This is a genomic window from Pseudomonas sp. P7779 (assembly GCF_013386315.1).
GTDB lineage: Bacteria > Pseudomonadota > Gammaproteobacteria > Pseudomonadales > Pseudomonadaceae > Aquipseudomonas.
Window position 1 is genome coordinate 39,296 of sequence record NZ_JACARZ010000122.1, and the last position, 23,000, is coordinate 62,295.

The window sequence follows — 23,000 nt, forward strand, 5'->3', positions numbered from 1 at the left end:
GACATAAGCTTATAAAAAATATTCTTGCTCATTCGAAAAACTCGGGCTAGTTTCTATTCCTGTCACTGCTGACAGGAATTAATTTTCCAGCGGCGCGACGCATGACAACACTTAGAACTGGCACAAGCCGGTCAAGCCTGTGAGGAACTCGACATGTCGCTGTTGATCCGTGGCGCTACCGTTATTACCCATGATGAAAGTTACCGAGCCGATGTTTTATGCGCAGACGGTCTAATCCGCGCCATTGGCACTGATCTGGATATTCCCGCCGGCACCGAGATACTCGACGGCAGCGGTCAATACCTGATGCCCGGCGGCATCGACCCCCACACCCATATGCAGTTGCCCTTCATGGGCACCGTGGCCAGTGAAGATTTTTTCAGTGGCACGGCCGCCGGGTTGGCGGGCGGCACCACGTCGATCATCGACTTCGTGATTCCCAACCCGCAGCAATCCCTGCTGGAAGCCTTCCATCAGTGGCGCGGCTGGGCCGAGAAGTCGGCGTCCGACTACGGCTTTCACGTCGCCATTACCTGGTGGAGCGAGCAGGTCCGCGAGGAAATGGCCGAGCTGGTGAGCCAACACGGCATCAACAGCTTCAAGCATTTCATGGCGTACAAGAACGCAATCATGGCCGCCGACGACACCTTGGTGGCGAGCTTCGAACGCTGCCTGGAACTGGGTGCGGTACCGACGGTGCATGCCGAAAACGGCGAGCTGGTGTATCACCTGCAACGCAAGCTGATGGCCCAGGGCATTACCGGGCCTGAAGCGCATCCGTTGTCGCGGCCTTCGCAGGTGGAAGGTGAAGCCGCCAGCCGGGCGATCAGGATTGCCGAAACCATCGGCACGCCGCTGTACCTGGTGCACGTGTCCACCAAGGAAGCGCTGGATGAAATCACCTATGCCCGCAGCAAGGGCCAGCCGGTGTACGGCGAAGTATTGGCCGGGCATCTGCTGCTGGACGACAGCGTGTATCAACACCCCGACTGGCAGACCGCCGCCGGCTATGTGATGAGCCCGCCCTTCCGCCCGCGCGGGCATCAGGAGGCACTGTGGCATGGCTTGCAATCGGGCAACCTGCACACCACCGCCACCGACCATTGCTGCTTCTGCGCCGAGCAAAAAGCCGCCGGGCGGGATGACTTCAGCAAGATTCCCAATGGCACTGCCGGTATCGAAGACCGCATGGCGCTGTTGTGGGATGAGGGCGTGAACACTGGGCGCTTGTCGATGCAGGAATTCGTTGCGCTGACGTCTACCAACACGGCGAAGATCTTCAACCTGTATCCACGCAAAGGAGCGATCCGCGTGGGGGCCGATGCTGACCTGGTGCTGTGGGACCCGCAAGGCACACGGACCATTTCCGCGAAGACTCACCACCAGAAAGTCGACTTCAACATCTTCGAAGGCAAGACCGTGCGCGGCGTGCCGAGCCATACCATCAGCCAGGGCAAGCTGGTCTGGGCGGATGGGGATTTGCGCGCCGAACGGGGTGCGGGTCGGTATATCGAACGGCCGACGTATCCGCCGGTGTTTGAGCAGTTGAGCAAGCGGGCGGAGCGTTCCAGGCCGGTTGCAGTGAAACGCTGAGGCCGCCATTCGCGAGCAAGCCCGCTCCCACATTCGACTGCATTTATCCTGCTGGAATGGGGACGAATGTGGGAGCGGGCTTGCTCGCGAAGAGGCCGGTACAGGCAACAAAAAAACCACTGCCCACCAGAGGCAGCACCTCAAAAACCGTGAGGCCAATACCGTGATCCAGACCCTGAACCATCTTCCCCACCCCCATGAAGATGCGGCGGCCCTCGCCGCGCATTTCACCGACCTGGCGCCGCCGCTCAATGCCCGGCAAGCCCAACTGGAAGCCTCGCGCTGCCTCTACTGCTACGACGCGCCGTGCGTTAACGCGTGCCCCAGCGAGATCGATATCCCGTCGTTCATCCGCAATATCCACACGGAGAACGTCCAGGGCGCCGCACAGAAGATTCTCTCGGCGAATATCCTCGGCGGCAGTTGCGCCCGGGTCTGCCCGACGGAAATCCTCTGCCAGCAAGCCTGCGTGCGCAACAATGCCGAGGAATGCGCCCCGGTGCTGATCGGCCTGTTGCAGCGTTACGCGGTGGACAACGCGCACTTCAGCGAACACCCGTTCCAGCGCGCCGCGCCCACCGGCAAGCGCATCGCGGTGGTCGGCGCCGGGCCTGCGGGTTTGTCCTGCGCCCATCGCAGCGCCCTGCACGGCCATGACGTGGTGATTTTCGAAGCCCGGGAAAAAGCCGGCGGCCTGAATGAATACGGGATCGCCAAGTACAAGCTGGTGGATGACTTCGCGCAAAAGGAACTGGATTTCCTCCTGCAGATCGGCGGCATCGAGATCCGCCACGGCCAGCGCCTGGGCGACAACCTGACCTTGAGCGAACTGCACCAGCAGTTCGATGCAGTGTTCCTCGGCCTTGGCCTGGCTGCCAGCAAACAGCTCGGCCTGCCACACGAGGACGCCCCCGGCCTGCTCGCCGCCACCGACTACATCCGTGAACTGCGCCAGGCCGACGACCTCAGTCAACTGCCCCTGGCCGACCGTTGTATCGTGCTCGGCGCCGGCAACACGGCCATCGACATGGCGGTGCAAATGGCCCGCCTCGGTGCTCGCGACGTCAACCTGGTGTATCGCCGTGGCCTGGCTGAAATGGGCGCCACCGGCCATGAGCAGGACATCGCCAAGGCCAACCAGGTACGCCTGCTGACCTGGGCCCAGCCCGAAGAAGTGTTGCTCGACGACCAGGGCCATGTGCGCGGCATGCGTTTCGCCCGCACCCGCATGGTCGATGGCCGCCTGCAAGCCACCGGCGAGACCTTCGAACTGGCCGCCGACGCGATCTTCAAGGCCATCGGCCAAGGCTTCGACGACGAGGCGCTGCACGACCCGCTGGCCCACCAACTCCAACGCCAGGGCGATCGGATCTTCGTCAACGAACAGCTGCGCACCAGCATCCCCGGTGTGTACGCCGGCGGCGATTGCGTCAGCCTCGGCCAGGACCTCACCGTCCAGGCCGTGCAACACGGCAAGCTGGCCGCGCAAGCCATGCACGCTCAACTCATGCTGAATGTGGAGGCTGCGTAATGGCCGATCTCTCGATTGTATTCGCCGGCATCAAAGCCCCCAATCCGTTCTGGCTGGCCTCCGCGCCGCCTACCGACAAGGCCTACAACGTGGTCCGCGCCTTTGAAGCAGGCTGGGGCGGCGTGGTCTGGAAAACCCTCGGCGAAGACCCGGCCGCGGTCAACGTCTCATCGCGCTACTCGGCACACTTTGGCGCCAACCGTGAAGTGCTCGGCATCAACAATATCGAGCTGATTACCGATAGGTCCCTGGAGATCAACCTGCGGGAAATCACCCAGGTGAAAAAGGACTGGCCGGACCGCGCGCTGATCGTGTCATTGATGGTGCCGTGTGTTGAGGAGTCGTGGAAACACATCCTGCCGCTGGTGGAAGCCACCGGCTGCGACGGCATCGAGCTGAACTTCGGCTGCCCCCACGGCATGCCGGAACGCGGCATGGGCGCGGCGGTGGGCCAGGTGCCGGAGTATGTGGAACAGGTGACGCGCTGGTGCAAGACCTATTGCTCGCTGCCGGTGATCGTCAAGCTCACGCCGAACATCACCGACATACGCGTGGCGGCGCGGGCAGCGTATCGCGGGGGCGCGGATGCGGTGTCGCTGATCAACACCATCAACTCCATCACCAGTGTCGACCTGGAGCGCATGGTCGCCCTGCCGATGGTCGGCACCCAAAGCACCCACGGGGGTTACTGCGGCTCGGCGGTGAAACCCATCGCACTGAACATGGTGGCGGAGATTGCCCGGGACCCACAGACACAAGGCTTGCCGATCTGCGGGATTGGCGGGATTGGCAACTGGCGCGATGCAGCGGAATTCGTCGCGCTGGGCTGCGGCGCGGTGCAGGTGTGCACGGCGGCGATGCTGCATGGGTTTCGGATTGTCGAAGAAATGAAGGACGGGCTGTCGCGGTGGATGGACAGCCAGGGTTACAGCAGCCTGCAGGAATTTTCCGGGCGGGCGGTGGGCAATACGACGGATTGGAAGTACCTGGATATCAATTACCAGGTGATCGCCAAAATTGACCAGGCGGCGTGTATTGGCTGTGGGCGTTGCCATATTGCCTGTGAAGACACGTCGCACCAGGCGATTGCCAGCTTGAAGCAGGCGGATGGGACACATAAATACGAGGTGATCGATGATGAGTGCGTGGGGTGCAACCTGTGCCAGATCACCTGCCCGGTGGCGGACTGTATCGAGATGGTGCCGGTGGATACCGGAAAGCCGTTTTTGAACTGGACGCAGGACCCGAGGAACCCCTACCGCGAGGCGGTGTAGCCTGAATGATCGTTCCCACGCTCCGCGTGGGAATGCATCCGTTGATGCTCCGCGTCACGACCTTAAGAACGGACGCAGAGCGTCCAGGCGGCATTCCCACGCGGAGCGTGGGAACGATCTAGGGCTCCAACCCGATCCCCCGCAGGATCACACTCGTCACCGTCTGCACCGCCCGCTCAAACTGCATGTCCGACAACGGCTGATGGTCATTCAGGATCTTCACCTGATGGTCAAAGTCGGCATAGTGCTGGGTCGACGCCCAGATCATATACAGCAGGCTCGACGGCTCCACCGGCAAAATCCGCTTGTCCTCCACCCACTGGCGGATCTTCGCTTCCTTCATCTTGGCCCAGTCATACAGGCTCACATCCAGCGCCTCCCCCAGGGTTGGCGCGCCGTGGATGATTTCATTCGCCCAGACTTTCGAACCATAAGGCCGGCTGCGGGAATGTTGCATCTTGGCGCGGATGTAGCTGCTGAGCACCACCCGCGGGTCGTCGAACATCTCGAAGCACAAGGCGTCCTGCTTCCACACCTCGAGCAGGTCGAACAACACCGCGCTGTACAGCTCGCTCTTGGTACTGAAGTAGTAATGCAGGTTGGAGCGCGGCAGTTGCACTTCTTCAGCGATGTCGGCCATGGCGGTGCTGCCATAGCCCTTCTCGGCGAAGACCTTTTCAGCCGCCAGCAGAATCTTTTCGACGTTGACCCGACGAATACCGATCTTGTGATTGCCCATAAGGGCTCCCTGACAACAACATGGCTTCAAGACTACCATCCGCTCTAGATCGCGGCGACACGCCACTGTGAAACTTCGTACAAGAACCTTCCCCGTCGATAGCGGATTGGTTAGCATCGCCATCCCCTCGAAGGATCATCCCCCATGACTATTCGACAGCGAAGCGCGTGCGACGACCCGGTGCTGGGTGCACTGTGGGAACGCTCGGTGCGCGCCACCCATGACTTTCTCAGCGAAGACGACATCCAGCGCCTGCTGCCCCTGGTACGCGACTGCTACCTGCCGATGCCCGCACTTGAAGTGTGGGTGTACGAAGATACCCAAGGCATTGGCGGCTTCGTCGGCACCGGCGGCAATAATGTCGAGATGCTGTTTATCGACCCGAACCGACGCGGCCAGGGCATCGGTCGCCAGTTGCTGGACTTCGTCCGCGCCCGCCACGACACCCTGCGGGTCGACGTGAACGAGCAGAATCCACAGGCCGTGGGTTTCTACCTGCACTATGGTTTTATCCAGACCGGCCGCTCGCCCGTCGATGGCGAAGGCAAGCCCTTCCCCTTGTTGCACATGGCACTACCGAACGACTGACTCTCACCTGAAGGTATTGAACAATGTTGATCAAGAAGACCCTCACCACCGTTGCCCTGCTCGCTTCCCTGCTGGGCGCCTCGGCCGCGTTTGCCCACGCCCACCTGAAAAGCTCGGAGCCTGGCGCCGACAGCAGCGTCGCCGCGCCCAAGGACCTGCGCCTGACGTTCAGCGAAGGCGTTGAAGCGACCTTCACCAAGGTATCCCTGAGCAAGGACGGCACCGAAGTCGCGATCAAGGGCCTGGAAACCCCGGACGCCGACAAGAAAGTATTGGTGGTGACACCGGCCGCACCCTTGGCCGCCGGCACCTACAAAGTGGTGTGGAACGCGGTCTCGGTGGATACCCACAAGAGCAACGGTGAATACAGCTTCAAGGTCGGCCAATAATCCATGGCCACCCTGCTGGTGCTGTGCCGTTTCCTGCATTTCATCGTCGTGCTGTTGATGTTCGGGGCCTCTGTGTTCAGGCCCTGGCTGCTGGGCGCGGGACCGCAACCGGTGCTGGACCGCCAACTGTCGCGCATCACCCAAGGGTTGGCGTGGCTGGCATTGGTGTCGGGGGTGGCGTGGCTGCTGTTGATCAGCGCGAGCATGGCCGGTGTCGGGCTGGGCGCGCTGGAATGGTCGACCGTGCAGTTGGTGCTGGGCAAAACCTTCTTCGGCCAGGTCTGGACCTGGCACTTGCTACTGAACGTGCTGCTGGTGCTGGGCCTGATGACGCCGTGGAAGGCGTTGCGCCTGCCGCTCTGTGCATTGCTGCTGGCGACACTGGCACCGGTGGGCCATGGCGCCATGCTCAATGGCATGGCCGGACAGTTGCTGATCCTCAATCAGGTGGTGCACCTGGTGTGTGTCGGTGCCTGGCTGGGCGGCCTGCTCCTGCTGGTGTTGATCCTCAGGCAATCGCCCCGCTATCCGTTGGAACCGATCCTCAAGCGCTTCAGTGGCATCGGTTATGGCCTGGTGACAGGGCTGCTGGTGACCGGATTGATCAACGTGCGGGTGCTCACCGGGCAGTTCTGGCCGACGCCCTTGTTCACAGGGTTCGCCCTGATCCTGTTGATCAAGGTGCTGCTGGTGTTCGGCATGCTCGCCCTGGCGCTGCTGAACCGCCTGCGGATTCACAACTGTGAGCAGCGGCTGCCTGCCTTGAAGGCCAGCGTGATGATTGAATGGTTACTAGGTGTTTCAGCGGTAGCCGCCGTTTCGCTGCTTGGCACCTTGCCGCCCATGGTTGCAGCGGGATAACTCCTCCCCCACTGACTCCCTTCACGCAGGGAGTCATCGTATAACTTTCGATTGACAACCCCCTGAAACCTCGCAAATATCGCTCCCAATGTTGTACGACAACGTATAACAAAAAATAAAAACAACAAGAAGACAAGGGAGCGTCACTGTGAGCCAACACGTCCGCCATTTCTCCGGCACCACCCGTTTTGCCGCCATCGGTTTGAGCAGCCTGGCCTTTACCCTCCCCGCCACCGCCTCGGCAGAAGGCTTCATCGATGACGCCACCGCCACGCTCAACCTGCGCAACGCCTACTTCAACCGCAACTTCACCAACCCCGCCTACCCCCAGGGCAAGGCCGAGGAGTGGACGCAAAACTTCATTCTCGATGCCAGGTCCGGCTTCACCCAAGGCACCGTCGGTTTCGGCCTGGACGTGCTGGGCCTTTACTCGCAGAAACTCGACGGCGGCAAAGGTACCGCCGGCACCCAACTGCTGCCGACCCGCAGCGATGGCCGCCCTGCCGATAACTTCGGGCGCCTGGGCGTGGCGCTGAAAACCAGGCTGTCGAACACAGAATTGAAAGTCGGCGAATGGATGCCGGTACTGCCGATCCTGCGCTCGGATGACGGCCGCTCACTGCCGCAAACGTTCCGCGGCGGCCAGGTAACGTCCAGGGAAATCGCCGGCCTGACCTTGTATGGCGGCCAGTTTCGCGGCAACAGCCCGCGCAACGACGCGAGCATGGATGACATGTTTCTCAACGGCAAAGCCGCATTCACCTCGGACCGCTTCAACTTCGGCGGCGGCGAATACACCTTCAACGACAAGCGCACCCAGGTTGGCGTGTGGTACGCCGAACTCAGTGACATCTACCAGCAACAGTATTTCAACCTGACCCACAGCCAGCCCGTGGGCGACTGGACGCTGGGCGCCAACCTCGGGTTCTTCACCGGCAAGGAAGACGGCAAGGCCCTGGCCGGCGACCTCGACAACAAAACCGCGTTCGCCCTGCTCTCGGCCAAATACAAAGGCAACAGCTTCTATATCGGCCTGCAGAAACTCAGCGGCGACAGCGCCTGGATGCGCGTCAACGGCACCAGCGGCGGCACCCTGGCCAACGACAGCTACAACGCCAGCTACGACAACGCCCAGGAAAAATCCTGGCAGGTACGCCATGACTATAACTTCGCCGCCCTGGGTATTCCTGGCCTCACGCTGATGAACCGCTACATCAGCGGCAGCAACGTGCACAGCGGCACAGTGACCGATGGCAAGGAATGGGGACGGGAAAGTGAAGTGGCCTACGTGGTGCAGAGCGGAGCGCTGAAGAATCTCAATGTGCGCTGGCGTAACTCCAGCATGCGCCGGGACTACAACAACAACGAGTTTGATGAAAACCGGTTGATCGTCAGTTACCCGATAAGCCTGCTGTAAAGCCTCGACAGTCTTGTTGTATGGTGCGCGCGTGTCATGGATGACCCGCCCCAGCAGCCAATGTCATTCGAGTCCGCCATGAAACCCTTCGCCACCGTATCGGCGGTATTAGCCCTGGCCCTGAGCCTCAGCGGTTGCATCGGCCCGCCCCTGGCGCTGACACCGCAAACCGAACAACGCCTGAAAACCGAGGCGCCGATCCGTTTTTTGCTGACCTTCGATGACGGCCCCAGCGCCTCGGGCTTCATGAACCCCAGCCGTTCGGTGATGGCGGACCTGGCGAACAACCCGATACAGCCGGGGATCAAGGCGGTGTTCTTCCTGCAGACCGAGGCGCCCCGCTCCGGCGGCAACCCCCGGGGCTACAAGACCATGGAGCGCGAATACGCGGCCGGCCATATCCTGGGCTTCCACACCGCGACCCCGTGGCACAGCAACCATCGCTTGCAGAATCCGGCTGAACTGGAGCACTACCTCAGCCTGGGTTCGTCGACCCTCACCTCCATCACCGGCCAACCGCCCACACTGGTACGCCCGCCGTTCTGGAACTATGACAAGCGCACCTTCGCCGCCTATCAGCAACACGGCATGCATGTGTTGCTGACCGACCTGAGTGCAAACGATGGGGTGATCTGGGTGTTCAACGGCAGCCCGCGTCGACGGGAAAACCTGATACGCCAACTCTCGGTGGTGCGCGAGCGCATCGCCAAAGGCGAATTACCGACGGTGGACGGCGTGATCCCGGTGGTGGTGACCTTCCACGATATCAACCGCTACACCGCCTGGCACTTGAAGGAATACCTGCAAATCCTGCTGGACAGCGCCCATATCAATGGCGTGCCCCTCGCCACACAGCCTTTCTACACCGACCGGGCAACCTTGCAGCGAGCCGCCATGGCCCGTACGGTAAAAAGCGCCGACGACGTGGTGCACCTGCCAGGTGTGTGGAATTGGGTGTGGGACGCTGACTCGCACTAGGCGCGCGACTCTACCCCCAACTCATCCCACACCGACTCGGCCAAGTGAAACGTCGCATTCGCCGCCGGAATCCCGCAATAGATCGCGCTCTGCATCAGCACTTCCTTGATCTCGGCGCGGGTCACACCGTTGCTCGCGGCGGCGCGCAGGTGCAGCTTCAGCTCTTCGCTGCGGTTCATGCCGATGAGCATGGCGATGGTGATCAGGCTGCGGGTATGCCGCGGCAGGCCCGGGCGGGTCCAGATATCACCCCAGGCGTGGCGGGTGATCATTTCCTGGAACTCGCTGTTGAACTCGGTCAGGGCATTGAGGCTGCGGTCGACGTGGGCGTCGCCCAGCACTTCGCGGCGCACTTGCAGGCCTTCGGCATAACGTTGTTTCTCGTCCACAAAACGCTCCTCATGCAACGGTGACGACAGGCACATACCTGTGGCGAGGGAGCTTGCTCCCGTTGGGTCGCGCAGCGGCCCCAGTGAGGCCGCTGCAGGGCTGTACAAATAGTTGGATTGCGGCTGCTCAGGGGCTGCTACGCAGCCCAACGGGAGCAAGCTCCCTCGCCACAGGGTTCAGCGATACTCAGCGCGATAGCAGAAATTCCAGCACACGGTCGCTGAACGCCGCGCCGGCTTGCACGTTGGACAAGTGCGCGGCATAGAACTCGGCATACTCGGCGCCCTGCACATGCGCCTGGATAAAGTGCCCACCCGCCGGCGGCGTCACCGCATCTTCGCTGCCTGCGATCACCAGGGTCGGCACCTTGATCGACGCCAGTTGCTCGCGGAAATCCGCGTCGCGCACGGCCGCGCAGTTTGCGGCATAACCCTGGGGATCAGTCGCCGCCAGCATATCGGTGATCAGCTTGGCCTGGTCAGGATGAGCCTCGGCGAAGTCAGCGGTGAACCAGCGGGCAATTGACGCATCACGCAGGGCAACCATCGCGGCCGCACCGTCGCGCAGGACCATCTCGATGCGTGGGTTCCAGATCTCGGGCGTGCCGATCTTCGCGGCGGTGTTGCACACCACCAGCCGGCGCAAACGCTCACCCGCGTTGATCCCCAGCCACTGGCCGATCAGGCCGCCCATGGACAACCCGCAGAAATGCGCGCGCTCGATCTGCAACGCATCCAGCAGCGCCAACACGTCACGGCCCAATTGCTCGATGCTGTAGGGGCCTTCGGTGACCAGCGACTTGCCATGGCCCCGGGTGTCGAAACGCAGCACCCGGAAGTACTGGGTGAACGCCTCGATCTGGATGTCCCACATATGCAGGTCGGTGCCCAGGGAGTTGGACAGCACCAGTAGCGGTGCATCTTCGGGGCCATCGAGTTGGTAGTTCAGTTCGCCATCGGCGAGTTGTACAAATCCCACAGCAGCCTCCTCAGGCAGTCAAAGCAAAATGTTCGGCCACGGCCCGGGTGACCCAGGTGTGCGCCTGGCCCAGGTAGTGCGCCGGGTCCAGCAGGCGATCGAGTTCGGCCGCCGAAAGCTCGGCAGTCACTTGGGGTTCATCCCCCAGCACCGCCCGCAGGTGGCGCCCGTCGGCGACGGCGCGTTTGCAGCATTGTTCCAGCAGATGGTGCGCGGTTTCGCGGCCCAGGCGCTGGGCGAGGACGATGCTGACCGCTTCGGCCAGTACCAGACCCTGGGTCAGATCAAGGTTTTGGACCATGCGCCGGGGGTCGACTTCCAGGCCTTCGCTGACCAGCAGCGCCTGATGCAATGCACCGGATACCAGCCGGCAAATCTCCGGCAGGGTTTCCCATTCGGCGTGCCACAGGCCCAGGCTGCGTTCGTGTTCCTGGGGCATCGCGCTGAACATCGTTGCCACCAGGCCGGGCACTCGCGTGGCAGCGCTGATCAGCACGGCAGCGCCCACCGGGTTGCGCTTGTGGGGCATGGTCGAAGAGCCGCCCTTGCCGGGGGCCGACGGCTCAAACACTTCCGCCGCTTCGGTCTGCATCAGCAGGCTGATGTCGCGACCCAGCTTGCCGAGGCTGCCGGCGATCAAACCGAGCACCGAGGCAAACTCCACCAGGCGGTCGCGCTGGGTGTGCCAGGGTTGCTCCGGCAGGCCCAACTGCAACTCGGCGGCCAGTGCTTGCGCCACCGGCATCGCCTGTTCGCCGAGGGCCGCCAGGGTTCCGGAAGCACCGCCAAATTGCAGCACCAGCAAACGCGGCTTCAGCTCACTGAGACGTTGCCGGTTGCGGGTGACTGCGCCGAGCCAACCGGCGAGCTTCATGCCCAGCGTGACCGGCGTTGCATGCTGCAGCCAGGTCCGGCCCGCCAAAGGAGTTGTCCCGTAACGCTGGGCCTGGGCGGCAAGAATGTCCCCCAACCGCGCCAGATCATGTTCGATCAGCTCGACCGCACTGCGCAGTTGCAGCACCAGGCCGGTGTCCATCACATCCTGGCTGGTAGCGCCCAGATGCACATAACGTTCGGCGCCGGCATCTTCGCTGGCGATCAACTTGCCGAGGGCCTTGACCAACGGAATCGCAGAGTTGCCTGCGGTGGCGATGGCGTCGCCGAGGGCATCTACGTCGTAGAGAGAGGCCAGGCAGACCTGGGCAATGGGCGCGACGGCCGCTTGCGGGATCAACCCGACCTGAGCCTCGGCCCGGGCCAGCGCCGCTTCGAAATCCAGCATGCCCTGCAAACGCCCCTGGTCGCAGAACACTTCAGCCATGCCGTTGGCGGTGAAGTAGGCGTCGAACAGTTGGTTGCTCGTGCGCATCGTCATAACACATCCCTAGGTGGCGCATACCCGGCAACGGGCATGCGCCAGCCGGTTACAGATCGTGGTGCAAATACGCCGCCTCTTTGGGCAGGCGCAAGCTGAACAGGAACGCCACCGCCATCATCGCCGTGACGTACCAGTAGAAGGTGTTCTCCATGCCCATGGACTTGAGCCCCAAGGCCACATATTCCGCCGAACCGCCGAAGATCGCGTTCGCCACCGCATACGCCAGGCCCACGCCCAGTGCGCGTACTTGTGGCGGGAACATTTCGGCTTTCACCAGGCCGCTGATGGAGGTGTAGAAGCTCACGATGGCCAGGGCCAGGGTGATCAGCACAAAAGCCAGGAACGGGCTGCTGACGGTTTTCAGGGTCAACAGGATGGGTACAGTGCACAGCGTGCCCAGGGCGCCGAACCACAGCATCGAGTTACGGCGGCCAATCTTGTCCGCCAGCATGCCGAACACCGGCTGCATGCACATGTAGAAGAACAGCGCGCCGGTCATGATGTAGCTGGCGGTCTTGGCGTGCATCCCGGCGGTGTTCACCAGGTACTTCTGCATGTAGGTGGTGAACGTGTAGAAAATCAGCGAGCCGCCGGCGGTGTAGCCGAGCACGGTGATAAACGCCGCCTTGTGATCGCGGAACAGCGCGGCAATGCTGCCGGCGTCCTTGTCTTCACGCATTTCCTTGCTGGTGGTTTCTTTCAGGGTGCGACGCAGCAACAGCGAGATCACCGCCGCAATGGCGCCGATCACAAACGGAATGCGCCAGCCCCAGGCCCGCAGTTCTTCTTCGGTGAGGATCTGTTGCAGGATCACCACCACCAACACCGCCAGCAGTTGCCCGCCGATCAGGGTCACGTACTGGAACGAGGCGAAGAACCCGCGCTGGCCCTTGAGGGCGACTTCACTCATGTAGGTGGCGGTGGTGCCGTATTCGCCGCCGACCGACAGGCCCTGGAACAACCGGGCGACCAACAGCAGGGCCGGGGCCCAGGCGCCGATGTCTTTGTAGGTGGGCAAAAAGGCGATGACCAGGGAACCGGCGCACATCATCAGCACCGAGATCATCATCGAATTCTTGCGACCGTGTTTATCCGCCACCCGGCCGAACAGCCAGCCGCCGATGGGGCGCATCAGGAAGCCGGCGGCGAACACGCCGGCGGTGTTCAGCAGTTGCACGGTGGGGTCGTCCGACGGGAAAAACGCCGGGGCAAAATAGATAGCGCAGAAGGCATAGACGTAGAAGTCGAACCATTCGACGAGGTTGCCGGAAGAGGCACCGACAATCGCAAAAATCCTTTTGCTGCGTTCTTCTCCGGTGTAGTGGCTGGTTTTTGTTGTCATGTTTTTTCACTCAGTGGGAACGGTTATAGCCTAGACATACTTTGCAACAACCATGTTCCGCAAGCAGACTTTTGGATATTTGTTGCCTGAGCCGGCCTCATCGCGGGCAAGCCCGGCTCCTACATTTGGAATGCATTCCCCTGTGGGAGCTGGCTTGCCTGCGATAGATCCTCAGCCAACTCAGTAATCGAAGAACACCGTCTCTTCGTCTGTGCCCTGCAAAATCACATTCCACTGATACACACCCGCCGCATCCGCCTTGGCGATCAACGTGCGGCGGCGCTCCTGCGGCACACACGCCAGCAGCGCGTCATCCCCATTCGCCGCTTCACCGTCAAAGTAAATCCGCGTCAGCAGGTGCTTCACCAGCCCACGGGCAAACACCAGCACCACCAGGTGCGGCGCCTGGGTCGTGCCCTTCAACCCCGGCACACTGCCCGGCTTGATGGTGGTAAAGCGAAACCGCCCTTCAGCGTCCACCGGCACCCGGCCAAAGCCTTCGAAGTTCGGGTCCACCGGTTTGTCCTGCTCATCCTCGGGATGGTCGTACTTGCCGGCCGCATTGGCCTGCCAGACTTCCAGCATGGCGTCGTTGACCACATCGCCATTGCCATCCACCACCTGCCCGGTGATCGCCACGCGCTCGCCGAGGGTGGCCGCAACGGTCAGGTCTTCGCGGTTCAGCCAGGTCAGGCCGATGTGGTAATACGGCCCGACGGTGTGGGAAGTAGTCGCGTTGAGGCTCATCTCATTTCTCCATCGGCGTGGCGTCGCGGCCGCGCAGGACGATGTCCCAACGGTAGCCGAGGGCATAGTGCGGAATGGTTTTTTCCAGATCGAACGAGGCGATCAGGCGTTCCTTGGCGGACGTGTCCGGGACGCAGTTGTAGATCGGGTCGTAGGCCAGCAGCGGGTCACCGGGGAAATACATCTGCGTCACCAACCGCGTCAGCACACTCGGGCCGAACAGCGAGAAGTGGATGTGTGCCGGGCGCCACGCGTTGTGGTGGTTGCCCCACGGGTAGGCGCCGGGCTTGATGGTCTGGAACTGGTACCAGCCGTCGGCGTCGGTGACGGTACGCCCGGTGCCGGTGAAGTTCGGGTCCAGCGGTGCGTCGTGCTGGTCGCGCTTGTGGTTGTAGCGGCCGGCAGCGTTGGCCTGCCAGATTTCCACGAGGATGCCGGGAACGGGCAGGCCGTTTTCATCCAGCACGCGCCCGTGAATGATGATGCGTTCGCCCTGGGGCTCGCCTTCGTGCTGGGCGGTCAGGTCGTTGTCCTTCTCGTTGACGCGCTCGGCGCCGATGGTCGGGCCGGTGATTTCCGACAGGGAATGGGGCAGGAACACCAACGGCTTGGACGGCGAACGCAGGTTCGTCGACTGGTAGGCCGGGTGCAGGTAATCAGGCTGAGTACCCGCTTGCGGGCGCCGGTATCCGGGCTTGTCACTCATGGAGCAATCCTCTTTATTCTTGTGGGTCTCAAACGCGTTCGATTGCCAGGGCCAGGCCTTGGCCCACACCGACGCACATGGTCGCCAGGCCTTTGCTGCCACCGGTTTTTTCCAGCTGATGCAGCGCGGTCAGTACCAGGCGCGCACCGCTCATGCCCAGCGGATGGCCAAGGGCAATCGCGCCGCCGTTCGGGTTGACCTGCGGTGCGTCGTCGGCAATCCCCAGCTCGCGCAGCACGGCCAGGCCCTGGCTGGCGAAGGCTTCGTTGAGTTCGATCACATCGAAATCAGTTACCGCCAGGCCCAGGCGTTCCACCAGTTTGCGCACCGCCGGCACCGGGCCGATGCCCATGACCCGAGGTGCCACACCGGCGCTGGCCATGCCCAGCACACGAGCTCGAGCGGTCAGGCCATGTTTTTTGACGGCTTCCGCAGAGGCCAGGATCAGCGCTGCGGCGCCGTCGTTCACACCCGAGGCGTTGCCCGCAGTGACCGTCTTGTCAGGGCCGTTGACCGGCTTGAGTTTGGCCAGGGCCTCCAAAGTGGTATCGGCCCGCGGGTGCTCGTCGTGCTCGACCAGGGTTTCGCCTTTTTTATGGGCGACACGCACCGGCACGATTTCTTCAGCAAAAAAGCCGGCAGCCTGTGCAACAGCGGTACGTTGCTGGCTGCGCAGGGCGAAGGCGTCCTGATCGGCGCGGGAGACTTTGTAATCGTCGGCCACGTTGTCGGCGGTTTGCGGCATCGGATCGACGCCGTACTGGGCCTTCATCAACGGATTGATAAAGCGCCAGCCGATGGTGGTGTCTTCCAGCTTCATGTTGCGCGAGAACGCCGCATCGGCCTTGCCCATCACGAACGGCGCGCGGGACATCGACTCGACGCCACCGGCAATCGCCAGTTCCATCTCGCCGCTGGCGATGGCGCGGAAGGCCGTGCCGATCGCGTCCATGCCCGAAGCGCACAGGCGGTTCAGGGTGACGCCGGGAATGCTCTCCGGAAGGCCCGCCAACAATGCCGCCATGCGCGCCACGTTGCGGTTGTCTTCGCCGGCCTGGTTGGCGCAGCCGAGGAACACTTCGTCCACAGCGCTCCAGTCCACCGATGGGTTGCGTTCCATCAGCGCCTTGATCGGCAGTGCCGCCAGGTCATCGGCGCGCACGGTGGACAAGCCACCGCCAAAACGGCCGATAGGGGTACGAATGGCGTCACAGATAAATACGTCGCGCATCAGGCTTCTCCGGGGGCTTGGCCGTGGGCGGCAGCGGTGCGTGCCTCAAGGTCGCGCAGGGCAGTCAGTTCAATCTCGGTGGGTTCGGCGCTGGTGGTCACCTGGTCGGCAAAACGAATCGCCCAACCGGTGGCGGCCACTACTTGCTCACGGGTCACGCCGGGGTGCAGGGCGGTGACGACAAATTCGTGGCTGCCCTCCTCCGGCTCCATGATGCACAGGTCGGTAATAATCCCTACAGGACCGGCGCCTGGCAGACCCAGGCGTTTGCGCGAGTCACCGCCTTCGCCGTGGCCGACCGAAGTGATGAAGTCCAGCTTGTCGACAAACGAGCGGGCCGACTGCTTGAGGATGATCAGCACGCTCTTCGCGGAGCCGGCGATCTCCGGTGCGCCACCGGCACCTGGCAGGCGCACTTTGGGCTGGTGGTAGTCACCGACCACGGTGGTGTTGATATTGCCGAAACGGTCGACCTGGGCCGCGCCGAGGAAGCCGACGTCAATGCGCCCGCCCTGCAGCCAGTAGCGAAAAATCTCACCGGTCGGCACCACGGTGTCAGCGGTTTCAGCCAGCTCGCCGTCACCGATGGACAGCGGCAGCACCGAAGGCTTGGCGCCAATCGGGCCGGACTCGTAAATCAGCACCACATCCGGCGACGACGTCAGGCGCGCCAGGTTGGCAGCCTTGGAGGGAAGGCCGATGCCGACGAAGCACACCGAACCGTTCTTCAGGCGGCGCGCGGCGGCGACGGTCATCATTTCGTTGGTCGAGTAAGCCATTATTTGGCCTCCTGCGCGGTGGCCAGCTTGGCCTGGAATTCACTGAAATTGGCGGTGCCGTGGATGTATTCGTTGATCCACGCAGTAAACGTCTCACGGTCCCGGGCGATGGGGTCCCAGGCCTGGTAGAAACGGTTGTCACGTTCGGTGTAACCGTGGGCGTAGGACGGATGCGCGCCACCCGGCACATGGCACACGGCAGTCAGGGCCCAGGTCGGCAGCACGCAGGCGTTCATCGGCGCGTTGAGGTCGTCGACGATTTCTTCAACGGTAACGATGCAGCGCTTGGCCGCCAGGGCCGCTTCCTTCTGCACCCCGAGGATGCCCCACAGCAGCACGTTGCCCTTGCGGTCAGCCTTTTGCGCGTGGATCACGGTGATGTCCGGGCGCACCGACGGCACGGCCGCCAGTACTTCACCGGTGAAGGGGCAGGTCACGGTCTTGATCAGCGGGTTGACCTTGGGCAGGTCGGAGCCGGCGTAGGCGCGCAACACCGCGAATGGCAGGCCGGAGGCACCGGCGACGTAGGCATTGGCCAGGTCGGCGTGGCTGTGCTCTTCGATCTCCAGCGGTTGCGGCCATTGCTTTTCAACGGCGTCCCGCAGGCGATGCAGTGAACCCACGCCCGGGTTGCCGCCCCAGGAGAAAATCAGCTTGCGTGCACAGCCGGCGCCGATCAACTGGTCGTAGATCAGGTCAGGCGTCATGCGCACCAGCGTCAGGTCTTTCTTGCCCTGACGAATGATTTCATGACCTGCCGCCGTAGGGATCAGGTGAGTAAAGCCTTCGAGTGCAACGGTGTCGCCGTCATTCACGAACTGCTTTACCGCATCAGCCAGCGAAAGGATTTCAGCCATGGGGTGGGCTCCCGGTATCGATCGAAAAAGGCGCTGGAGGCAGCGCCGAAGTGCTTGAAGATTAAGCCGGGGGTCGGGGCCAAACAATCCGATAATCGACTGAGTGTTCGATTATCGAACGGATTGTTGTCTTGCTATCGGTCCGTTTCAGGTAGCGTCGGCATGGCTGACCATGCCCTTGATCACCACCGCGGTGGTGGCCAATGCCGCCGGGATCACCAGGGCGGTCAGCACCTGTTCGAAGTTCCAGCCCAGGCCCAGCAAGGTCGCGCCCATCCACGCCCCGAGGATCGCGCCAAAGCGGCCGATGCCGAGCATCCACGACACGCCCGTGGCGCGGCCCTGGGTCGGGTAGAAACGTGCGGCCAGCGACGGCATCGCCGACTGCGCACCGTTGACACACATGCCGGCAATCAACACCAGAGTCGCCAGCAGCGTGATATTGCCCAGGCTCTGCCCCACCGCGTAGGCAAACACCCCGGCCAGCAGGTAGAAGGTACCGATGACCTTGTGGGGATTGAACCGGTCCATCGCCCAGCCCACGCCGACCGCACTCAATACGCCGCCAAACTGGAACAACGCACCGATAAACGCGGCCTGTTCCATGCTGGCGCCGCTGTCGCGCATCAGGGTCGGCAGCCAACTGGTCAGCAGGTAAACAATCACCAGGCCCATGAAATACGTCAGCCACAACAGCAAGGTGCCGGCGCTGTAGGTGCCGGAGAAGATCACCGCGAACACGTTGCGCGCCTTGACGGTTTTCTGTTCGGGCACGCTGAAGCTCGAGGCCTGGGCGACGATACCCGGCTCGATAGGCGCCAGGGTCTTGCGCACCTTGTCGGTGCCGCGATTGCGCACCACCAGGTAACGCGCCGACTCCGGCAGCCAGAACAGCAGCACCACCGCGAGGATCAGCGGCAACAGGCCGCCGATCATCAGCAGGCTGTGCCAGCCATACGCCGGGATCAGCTTGGCCGAGATAAACCCGCCACCGGCCATGCCCAGGTTGAAGCCGCAGAACATGCTGGTCACCAGCAGGGACTTATGGCGTTCCGGGGTGTATTCGGAGAGCAGTGTCGTGGCGTTCGGCATGCCGGCGCCCAGGCCGAGACCGGTGAGGAAGCGCAGGATCAGCAGTTGATCGACGTTGCTGCTGTAGGCCGAGGCCAGGCTGAAGGCCCCAAACACCAGCACCGCCCCCACCAGCACCACCTTGCGCCCGAAGCGGTCGGCGAGTGGGCCGGAGCCCAGGGCGCCGAAGACCATGCCGATCAACGCGGCACTCATTACCGGGCCGAGGCTGGCGCGGTCGATGCCCCAGTCCTGGGACAGCGCCGGGGCGATGAAGCCCATGGCGGCCGTGTCGAGGCCGTCGAGGAAGACGATGAGAAAACACAGGATCACCACTCGCCACTGATACCGCGACAGCGGCTGGGCGTTGATGAAGGACTGAACGTCCAAACAAGTACCGACAGCAGGTGAAGGCTGATTCATTATTTTTATTTCCACACCGATGGGCGGGCGAACGACCTTGAGTCGTCATTATTATTGGGGCGGCGCCTTGAAGCGCTGCCGCACATTAATAAGCCTTGGGAAACACCGTCAATTCATCCAGCCGGGATCTGTGCGGTCACCGAACAGCTTACGCAAACAGCTGCGCACTCAGCTCCTGGCTGGCACTGAGCATGCTCGGCAGGAAACGCTGCTCCAGCTCGCTGCGGCTGACCCGCCCGGCATGGGTGCTGACGTTCAGTGCCGCCAGGACCTGGCCCGAAGCGTCGTACACCGGCACGGCGATGGAACGCAGCCCTTGCTCCAGTTCCTGGTCGACAATGCACCAGCCCTGCTGCCGCACTTCCTGCAGGCATTCGAGCAAGGCTTGCGGGGTGGTGAGGGTGCGGCTGGTCTTGGTTTGCAGGTCGGCGTGGTCGAGGTAGTCCTGCAGCGAGGCGTCATCCAGCGCCGCCAGCAGGATACGGCCCATGGAGGTGCAGTAGGCCGGGAGACGGCCGCCCACGGAAAGGTCGACGGAAATCAGGCGTTGGGTGGTGGCGGAGCGGGCAATGTAGAGGATGTCATCACCTTCCAGGGTTGCCATGTTGCACGCCTCGTGGAGCTGCTCGCTCATGCGGTCCAGGTACGGCTGCGCCGAAACGGCCAGGGGCGTGGACGACAGGTAAGCGTGGCCGAGGGTCAGCACCTTGGGCAGCAGCGAATAGGTACGCCCGTCGGTGGTGGCGTAGCCGAGTTTGATCAGGGTATGCAGGCAACGGCGTACGGCAGCGCGGGGGATTTCCGTGCGGTGGCTGATCTGGGCGATGGTCAGGTGGCGCTTGCGCTCCTGGAATGCCTGCACCACGGCCAGGCCGCGGGCCAGGGAGGTCATGAAATCCGGATCACCGGTAAACGCCTGGATGCGCTTGGCCGGTGACGCAACGATCGGCGGCGCCACTGATGCGAAGGAGTTGCGCAATTGATCGTTCATTTGGGGTCCTTTCTCTTATTTTTAACCGCTGCGGGAGGGTGACCGCTATTACAAGCCGCCGTGCAATGGCTGCACAAGGCAGGGCAACCAACATTGGGCGATTATCGGACGGTCATTCGATTATCGCAATTTGTCACCGCCGACCGGTGCCGGAACCCCTCTACATCCATTTGAGTGCCTTTCAGAATCGACTGATGTACGAGAGAAGTTAAGGTTGATTAACGCCTGTAGAACATTGCACGATTTATGGCGCCAATAGTTCAGCAAATACCCCACACACCTGCGTAACAAAACCCTCACACAAAGTTGACGATTTTTAACTTGTTGGCGATAGTGTTATTCAAGCGCGTGGCTATAATGCATCCTGTGCAGGAGCCAGCCTCGCCTGACCCCGAGGATAGATTTCACCCAGTCGTGCACCGGCTGCGTGCAGGCTCCGCCGCAAGTACCTGACACACATTTCGAATGCCTGCCAACTGCTTGTGGCTGTGACAAGAAAACTGTTGCTACGACAACTGCTCTTCTCCGGTATCGTGGCCGCGTGCAATAAAGAAGTGGTTTTTCCTGTATACCTTTCCACGCTGATCTTCAGATTGACGGTATACCGGGGGCGACTTCCCGGCATCGCGTTTCGCCGGAATCAAACTCAACTCAATTAGGTAACAATGTGACGAAAGACGAACTGCGCGCGGAACTTGAGCGCCAGGAACAACGTTACAAGGATGTTTACGGCGGGGAAGTCACCACCTACGCCGCCCAGCCAGAACCTGAACGCAAGCCATGGCGCAAACGAGCCAGCCTGCTCGACCAGGCCTTTGCCCAGGAAATCCAAAAGATTGAACAGGACCTCAAAGCCGAAGAGCCATAAGCGTTTCGGGTTGAGCTTCCAAAGGTGCCATCTCTCTGCCAGTACCACGCTGGTGGAGGGAAGCCCGTTATGTGGCCTTAGCGAAATTTCATACGATTGTTTCAGTTATTCCCTTCCGGCGCTTTATCCCGAGAATTTGATGGATCCTCCATATAAATCAATCACTTGCCAAAGCCCCGAAAACACCGGGATGCACGCCTCCCCCCCATTTTTTTTCGTTGAAGAATGTTACCGATGAGCAGCTAGTGCATTGATTACCGATGTTTTCTGGCATAATCGCGCCCCCTTACGACCGGGTCAGAAAACCTTCATGATCGATTTATTCAGCGGACTGGATGCTTGGGTTCTAGTGAGCCTGTTGCTCGCCCTGGCCTTTGTCCTCGCCTTCGAGTTCATCAATGGCTTTCATGACACCGCTAACGCGGTTGCCACAGTCATCTATACCAAAGCCATGCCTCCGCATCTGGCCGTGTTCTTCTCCGGGGTGTTCAACTTCCTCGGCGTGTTGCTCGGTGGGGTCGGTGTTGCGTATGCCATCGTGCACCTGCTGCCGGTGGAGTTGCTGATCAATGTGAACACCGGCCACGGTCTGGCCATGGTCTTCTCATTATTGGCAGCGGCGATCACCTGGAACCTCGGCACCTGGTATTTCGGGATCCCGGCGTCCAGTTCCCACACCCTGATCGGTTCGATCCTCGGTGTCGGCCTGGCCAACGCCCTGATCAACGACATTCCCCTGGCTGACGGCGTCAACTGGCAGAAAGCGATCGATATCGGCGCTTCGCTGGTGTTCTCGCCGATGGCTGGTTTCGTGGTTGCCGCCCTGGTGCTGCTGGGCCTGAAATGGTGGCGCCCGCTGTCGAAGATGCACAAGACACCGGACCAGCGCCGCAAGCTCGACGACAAGAAGCACCCGCCGTTCTGGAACCGCCTGGTCCTGGTGATTTCGGCGATGGCCGTGAGCTTCGTGCACGGCTCCAACGACGGGCAGAAAGGTATTGGCCTGATCATGCTGGTACTGATCGGTATCGTGCCGGCGCAGTTCGTACTGGACCTGGGCAGCACCACTTACCAGATCGAGCGCACCCGCGACGCCACGCTGCACTTGAATCAGTTCTACCAGCGCAATCAAGAAACCCTCGGTGAGTTCCTGGCCCTGGGCAAAAGCGTGAAAGACGATTTGCCGGGCAAGTTCCAGTGCAATCCGCAGCAGACTGAACCGACGATCAACGCCCTGCTGGGGACCTTGAAAGGTGTCTCTGACTACCATTCGTTGACCGCCGAGCACCGGATTGAAGTGCGTCGTTATCTGTTGTGCCTGGATGACACCGCGAAGAAGGTGGGCAAGTTGCCAGGCCTGGATGCGCGTGAGAAGTCGGACCTGGACAAGTTGCGCAAGGACCTGACGGCGACCACCGAGTACGCGCCGTTCTGGGTGATCCTGGCGGTGGCACTGGCCTTGGGCCTGGGCACCATGGTGGGCTGGAAGCGTGTGGTGCTGACCATTGGTGAGAAGATCGGCAAGCAGGGCATGACGTATGCCCAGGGTATGTCGGCGCAGATCACCACGGCCAGCATGATTGGCTTGGCCAATATCTTCAGCTTGCCGGTTTCCACGACCCATGTGTTGTCTTCGGGTGTGGCGGGGACCATGGTGGCGAACAAGAGCGGGCTGCAAGGTGGCACCGTCAAGACCATTCTGATGGCTTGGGTGTTGACGCTGCCGGCGACTGTGGGCCTTTCGGCCGGGTTGTTCTGGTTGGCTTCCAAGGCTTTGGGTAGCTGACAGCTCTTGGGCTTGTGAAGAGGGTGCGACCTGTGAGGGTCGTGCCTTTTTTTATGGCTGGGGTTTGGGTGTATATCCGTTAT

General features: G+C 61.9%; 22 protein-coding genes. 10 read left to right on the top strand and 12 right to left on the bottom strand.

The window, feature by feature from the left end:
* The first annotated feature begins 153 nt into the window (after positions 1–153).
* From hydA to preA, 3 genes are all read left to right on the top strand, one after another.
* Complete coding sequence (gene hydA / locus HX869_RS28205; protein ID WP_003207833.1) at positions 154–1,593, top strand: dihydropyrimidinase; 1,440 nt, start codon at positions 154–156, stop codon at positions 1,591–1,593.
* Between the two features lie 163 nt (positions 1,594–1,756).
* Complete coding sequence (locus HX869_RS28210) at positions 1,757–3,124, top strand: NAD(P)-dependent oxidoreductase (protein WP_087694481.1); 1,368 nt, start codon at positions 1,757–1,759, stop codon at positions 3,122–3,124.
* Positions 3,124–4,398, top strand: a complete 1,275-nt coding sequence (gene preA, locus HX869_RS28215; RefSeq protein ID WP_003207829.1) for an NAD-dependent dihydropyrimidine dehydrogenase subunit PreA — start codon at positions 3,124–3,126, stop codon at positions 4,396–4,398. Before HX869_RS28210 ends, preA begins: the two co-directional genes overlap by 1 nt.
* A 118-nt stretch (positions 4,399–4,516) precedes the next feature.
* On the opposite strand, the gene HX869_RS28220 is transcribed toward preA, so the two are convergent.
* Positions 4,517–5,137, bottom strand: a complete 621-nt coding sequence (locus HX869_RS28220; protein ID WP_003207828.1) for a TetR/AcrR family transcriptional regulator — start codon at positions 5,135–5,137, stop codon at positions 4,517–4,519.
* Between the two features lie 144 nt (positions 5,138–5,281).
* Between HX869_RS28220 and HX869_RS28225 the strand changes: the two genes are divergently transcribed.
* The 5 genes from HX869_RS28225 (at position 5,282) to HX869_RS28245 (ending at position 9,370) form a co-directional block, all read left to right on the top strand.
* Positions 5,282–5,725, top strand: a complete 444-nt coding sequence (locus HX869_RS28225) for a GNAT family N-acetyltransferase (protein WP_003207827.1) — start codon at positions 5,282–5,284, stop codon at positions 5,723–5,725.
* Between the two features lie 23 nt (positions 5,726–5,748).
* The gene (gene copC / locus HX869_RS28230) at positions 5,749–6,114 is read left to right on the top strand and encodes a copper homeostasis periplasmic binding protein CopC (RefSeq protein WP_178903994.1); all 366 of its coding nucleotides are present in this window, start codon (positions 5,749–5,751) and stop codon (positions 6,112–6,114) included.
* Between the two features lie 3 nt (positions 6,115–6,117).
* Positions 6,118–6,975 (top strand): copper homeostasis membrane protein CopD, encoded by an 858-nt coding sequence (copD, locus tag HX869_RS28235; RefSeq protein ID WP_178903995.1) that lies wholly within the window; start codon positions 6,118–6,120, stop codon positions 6,973–6,975.
* Positions 6,976–7,123: 148 nt separating this feature from the next.
* A complete protein-coding gene (locus tag HX869_RS28240) occupies positions 7,124–8,392 on the top strand; it encodes an OprD family porin (protein WP_178903996.1) in 1,269 nt (422 codons plus the stop codon).
* 36 nt (positions 8,393–8,428) lie between these two features.
* Positions 8,429–9,370, top strand: coding sequence for a polysaccharide deacetylase family protein (locus HX869_RS28245; RefSeq protein ID WP_256736797.1), 942 nt, complete (start codon positions 8,429–8,431; stop codon positions 9,368–9,370).
* Here HX869_RS28245 and pcaC read toward each other — a convergent pair.
* From pcaC to pcaR, 11 genes are all read right to left on the bottom strand, one after another.
* The gene (pcaC, locus tag HX869_RS28250; protein ID WP_003219813.1) at positions 9,367–9,759 is read right to left on the bottom strand and encodes a 4-carboxymuconolactone decarboxylase; all 393 of its coding nucleotides are present in this window, start codon (positions 9,757–9,759) and stop codon (positions 9,367–9,369) included. The genes HX869_RS28245 and pcaC overlap by 4 nt on opposite strands.
* 187 nt (positions 9,760–9,946) lie before the next feature.
* On the bottom strand, positions 9,947–10,738 hold the full coding sequence (gene pcaD / locus HX869_RS28255) for a 3-oxoadipate enol-lactonase (RefSeq protein WP_178903997.1): 792 nt from the start codon (positions 10,736–10,738) through the stop codon (positions 9,947–9,949).
* 10 nt (positions 10,739–10,748) lie between these two features.
* On the bottom strand, positions 10,749–12,113 hold the full coding sequence (locus tag HX869_RS28260) for a 3-carboxy-cis,cis-muconate cycloisomerase (protein ID WP_178903998.1): 1,365 nt from the start codon (positions 12,111–12,113) through the stop codon (positions 10,749–10,751).
* A gap of 49 nt (positions 12,114–12,162) precedes the next feature.
* Entirely contained in the window at positions 12,163–13,458 is a 1,296-nt protein-coding gene (locus HX869_RS28265) for an MFS family transporter (protein ID WP_003219818.1), read from the bottom strand.
* Between the two features lie 180 nt (positions 13,459–13,638).
* Positions 13,639–14,205 carry a protocatechuate 3,4-dioxygenase subunit alpha gene (pcaG, locus tag HX869_RS28270; protein ID WP_003219820.1) on the bottom strand — a complete coding sequence of 189 codons (567 nt, stop codon included), beginning with the start codon at positions 14,203–14,205 and terminating at the stop codon, positions 13,639–13,641.
* 1 nt (position 14,206) lies between these two features.
* Entirely contained in the window at positions 14,207–14,911 is a 705-nt protein-coding gene (gene pcaH, locus HX869_RS28275; protein WP_003219824.1) for a protocatechuate 3,4-dioxygenase subunit beta, read from the bottom strand.
* 28 nt (positions 14,912–14,939) lie between these two features.
* Positions 14,940–16,145, bottom strand: coding sequence for a 3-oxoadipyl-CoA thiolase (pcaF, locus tag HX869_RS28280; protein WP_178904001.1), 1,206 nt, complete (start codon positions 16,143–16,145; stop codon positions 14,940–14,942).
* Positions 16,142–16,924, bottom strand: coding sequence for a CoA-transferase subunit beta (locus HX869_RS28285; RefSeq protein ID WP_172834582.1), 783 nt, complete (start codon positions 16,922–16,924; stop codon positions 16,142–16,144). The genes pcaF and HX869_RS28285 overlap by 4 nt, the downstream gene beginning before the upstream one ends.
* Positions 16,921–17,778: a CoA transferase subunit A gene (locus tag HX869_RS28290; protein ID WP_003219830.1), complete on the bottom strand. Its 858-nt coding sequence runs from the start codon at positions 17,776–17,778 to the stop codon at positions 16,921–16,923. Before HX869_RS28290 ends, HX869_RS28285 begins: the two co-directional genes overlap by 4 nt.
* Before the next feature lie 147 nt (positions 17,779–17,925).
* Positions 17,926–19,272, bottom strand: coding sequence for an MFS transporter (locus tag HX869_RS28295; protein WP_003219832.1), 1,347 nt, complete (start codon positions 19,270–19,272; stop codon positions 17,926–17,928).
* Between the two features lie 148 nt (positions 19,273–19,420).
* A complete protein-coding gene (gene pcaR / locus HX869_RS28300) occupies positions 19,421–20,263 on the bottom strand; it encodes a pca regulon transcriptional regulator PcaR (RefSeq protein ID WP_003219833.1) in 843 nt (280 codons plus the stop codon).
* 667 nt (positions 20,264–20,930) lie between these two features.
* On the opposite strand from pcaR, the gene HX869_RS28305 reads away from it, so the two are divergent.
* Positions 20,931–21,131 carry a hypothetical protein gene (locus tag HX869_RS28305; protein ID WP_003219834.1) on the top strand — a complete coding sequence of 67 codons (201 nt, stop codon included), beginning with the start codon at positions 20,931–20,933 and terminating at the stop codon, positions 21,129–21,131.
* Between the two features lie 310 nt (positions 21,132–21,441).
* Positions 21,442–22,917, top strand: coding sequence for an inorganic phosphate transporter (locus HX869_RS28310; protein ID WP_003219836.1), 1,476 nt, complete (start codon positions 21,442–21,444; stop codon positions 22,915–22,917).
* The last annotated feature ends 83 nt before the right edge of the window (positions 22,918–23,000 follow it).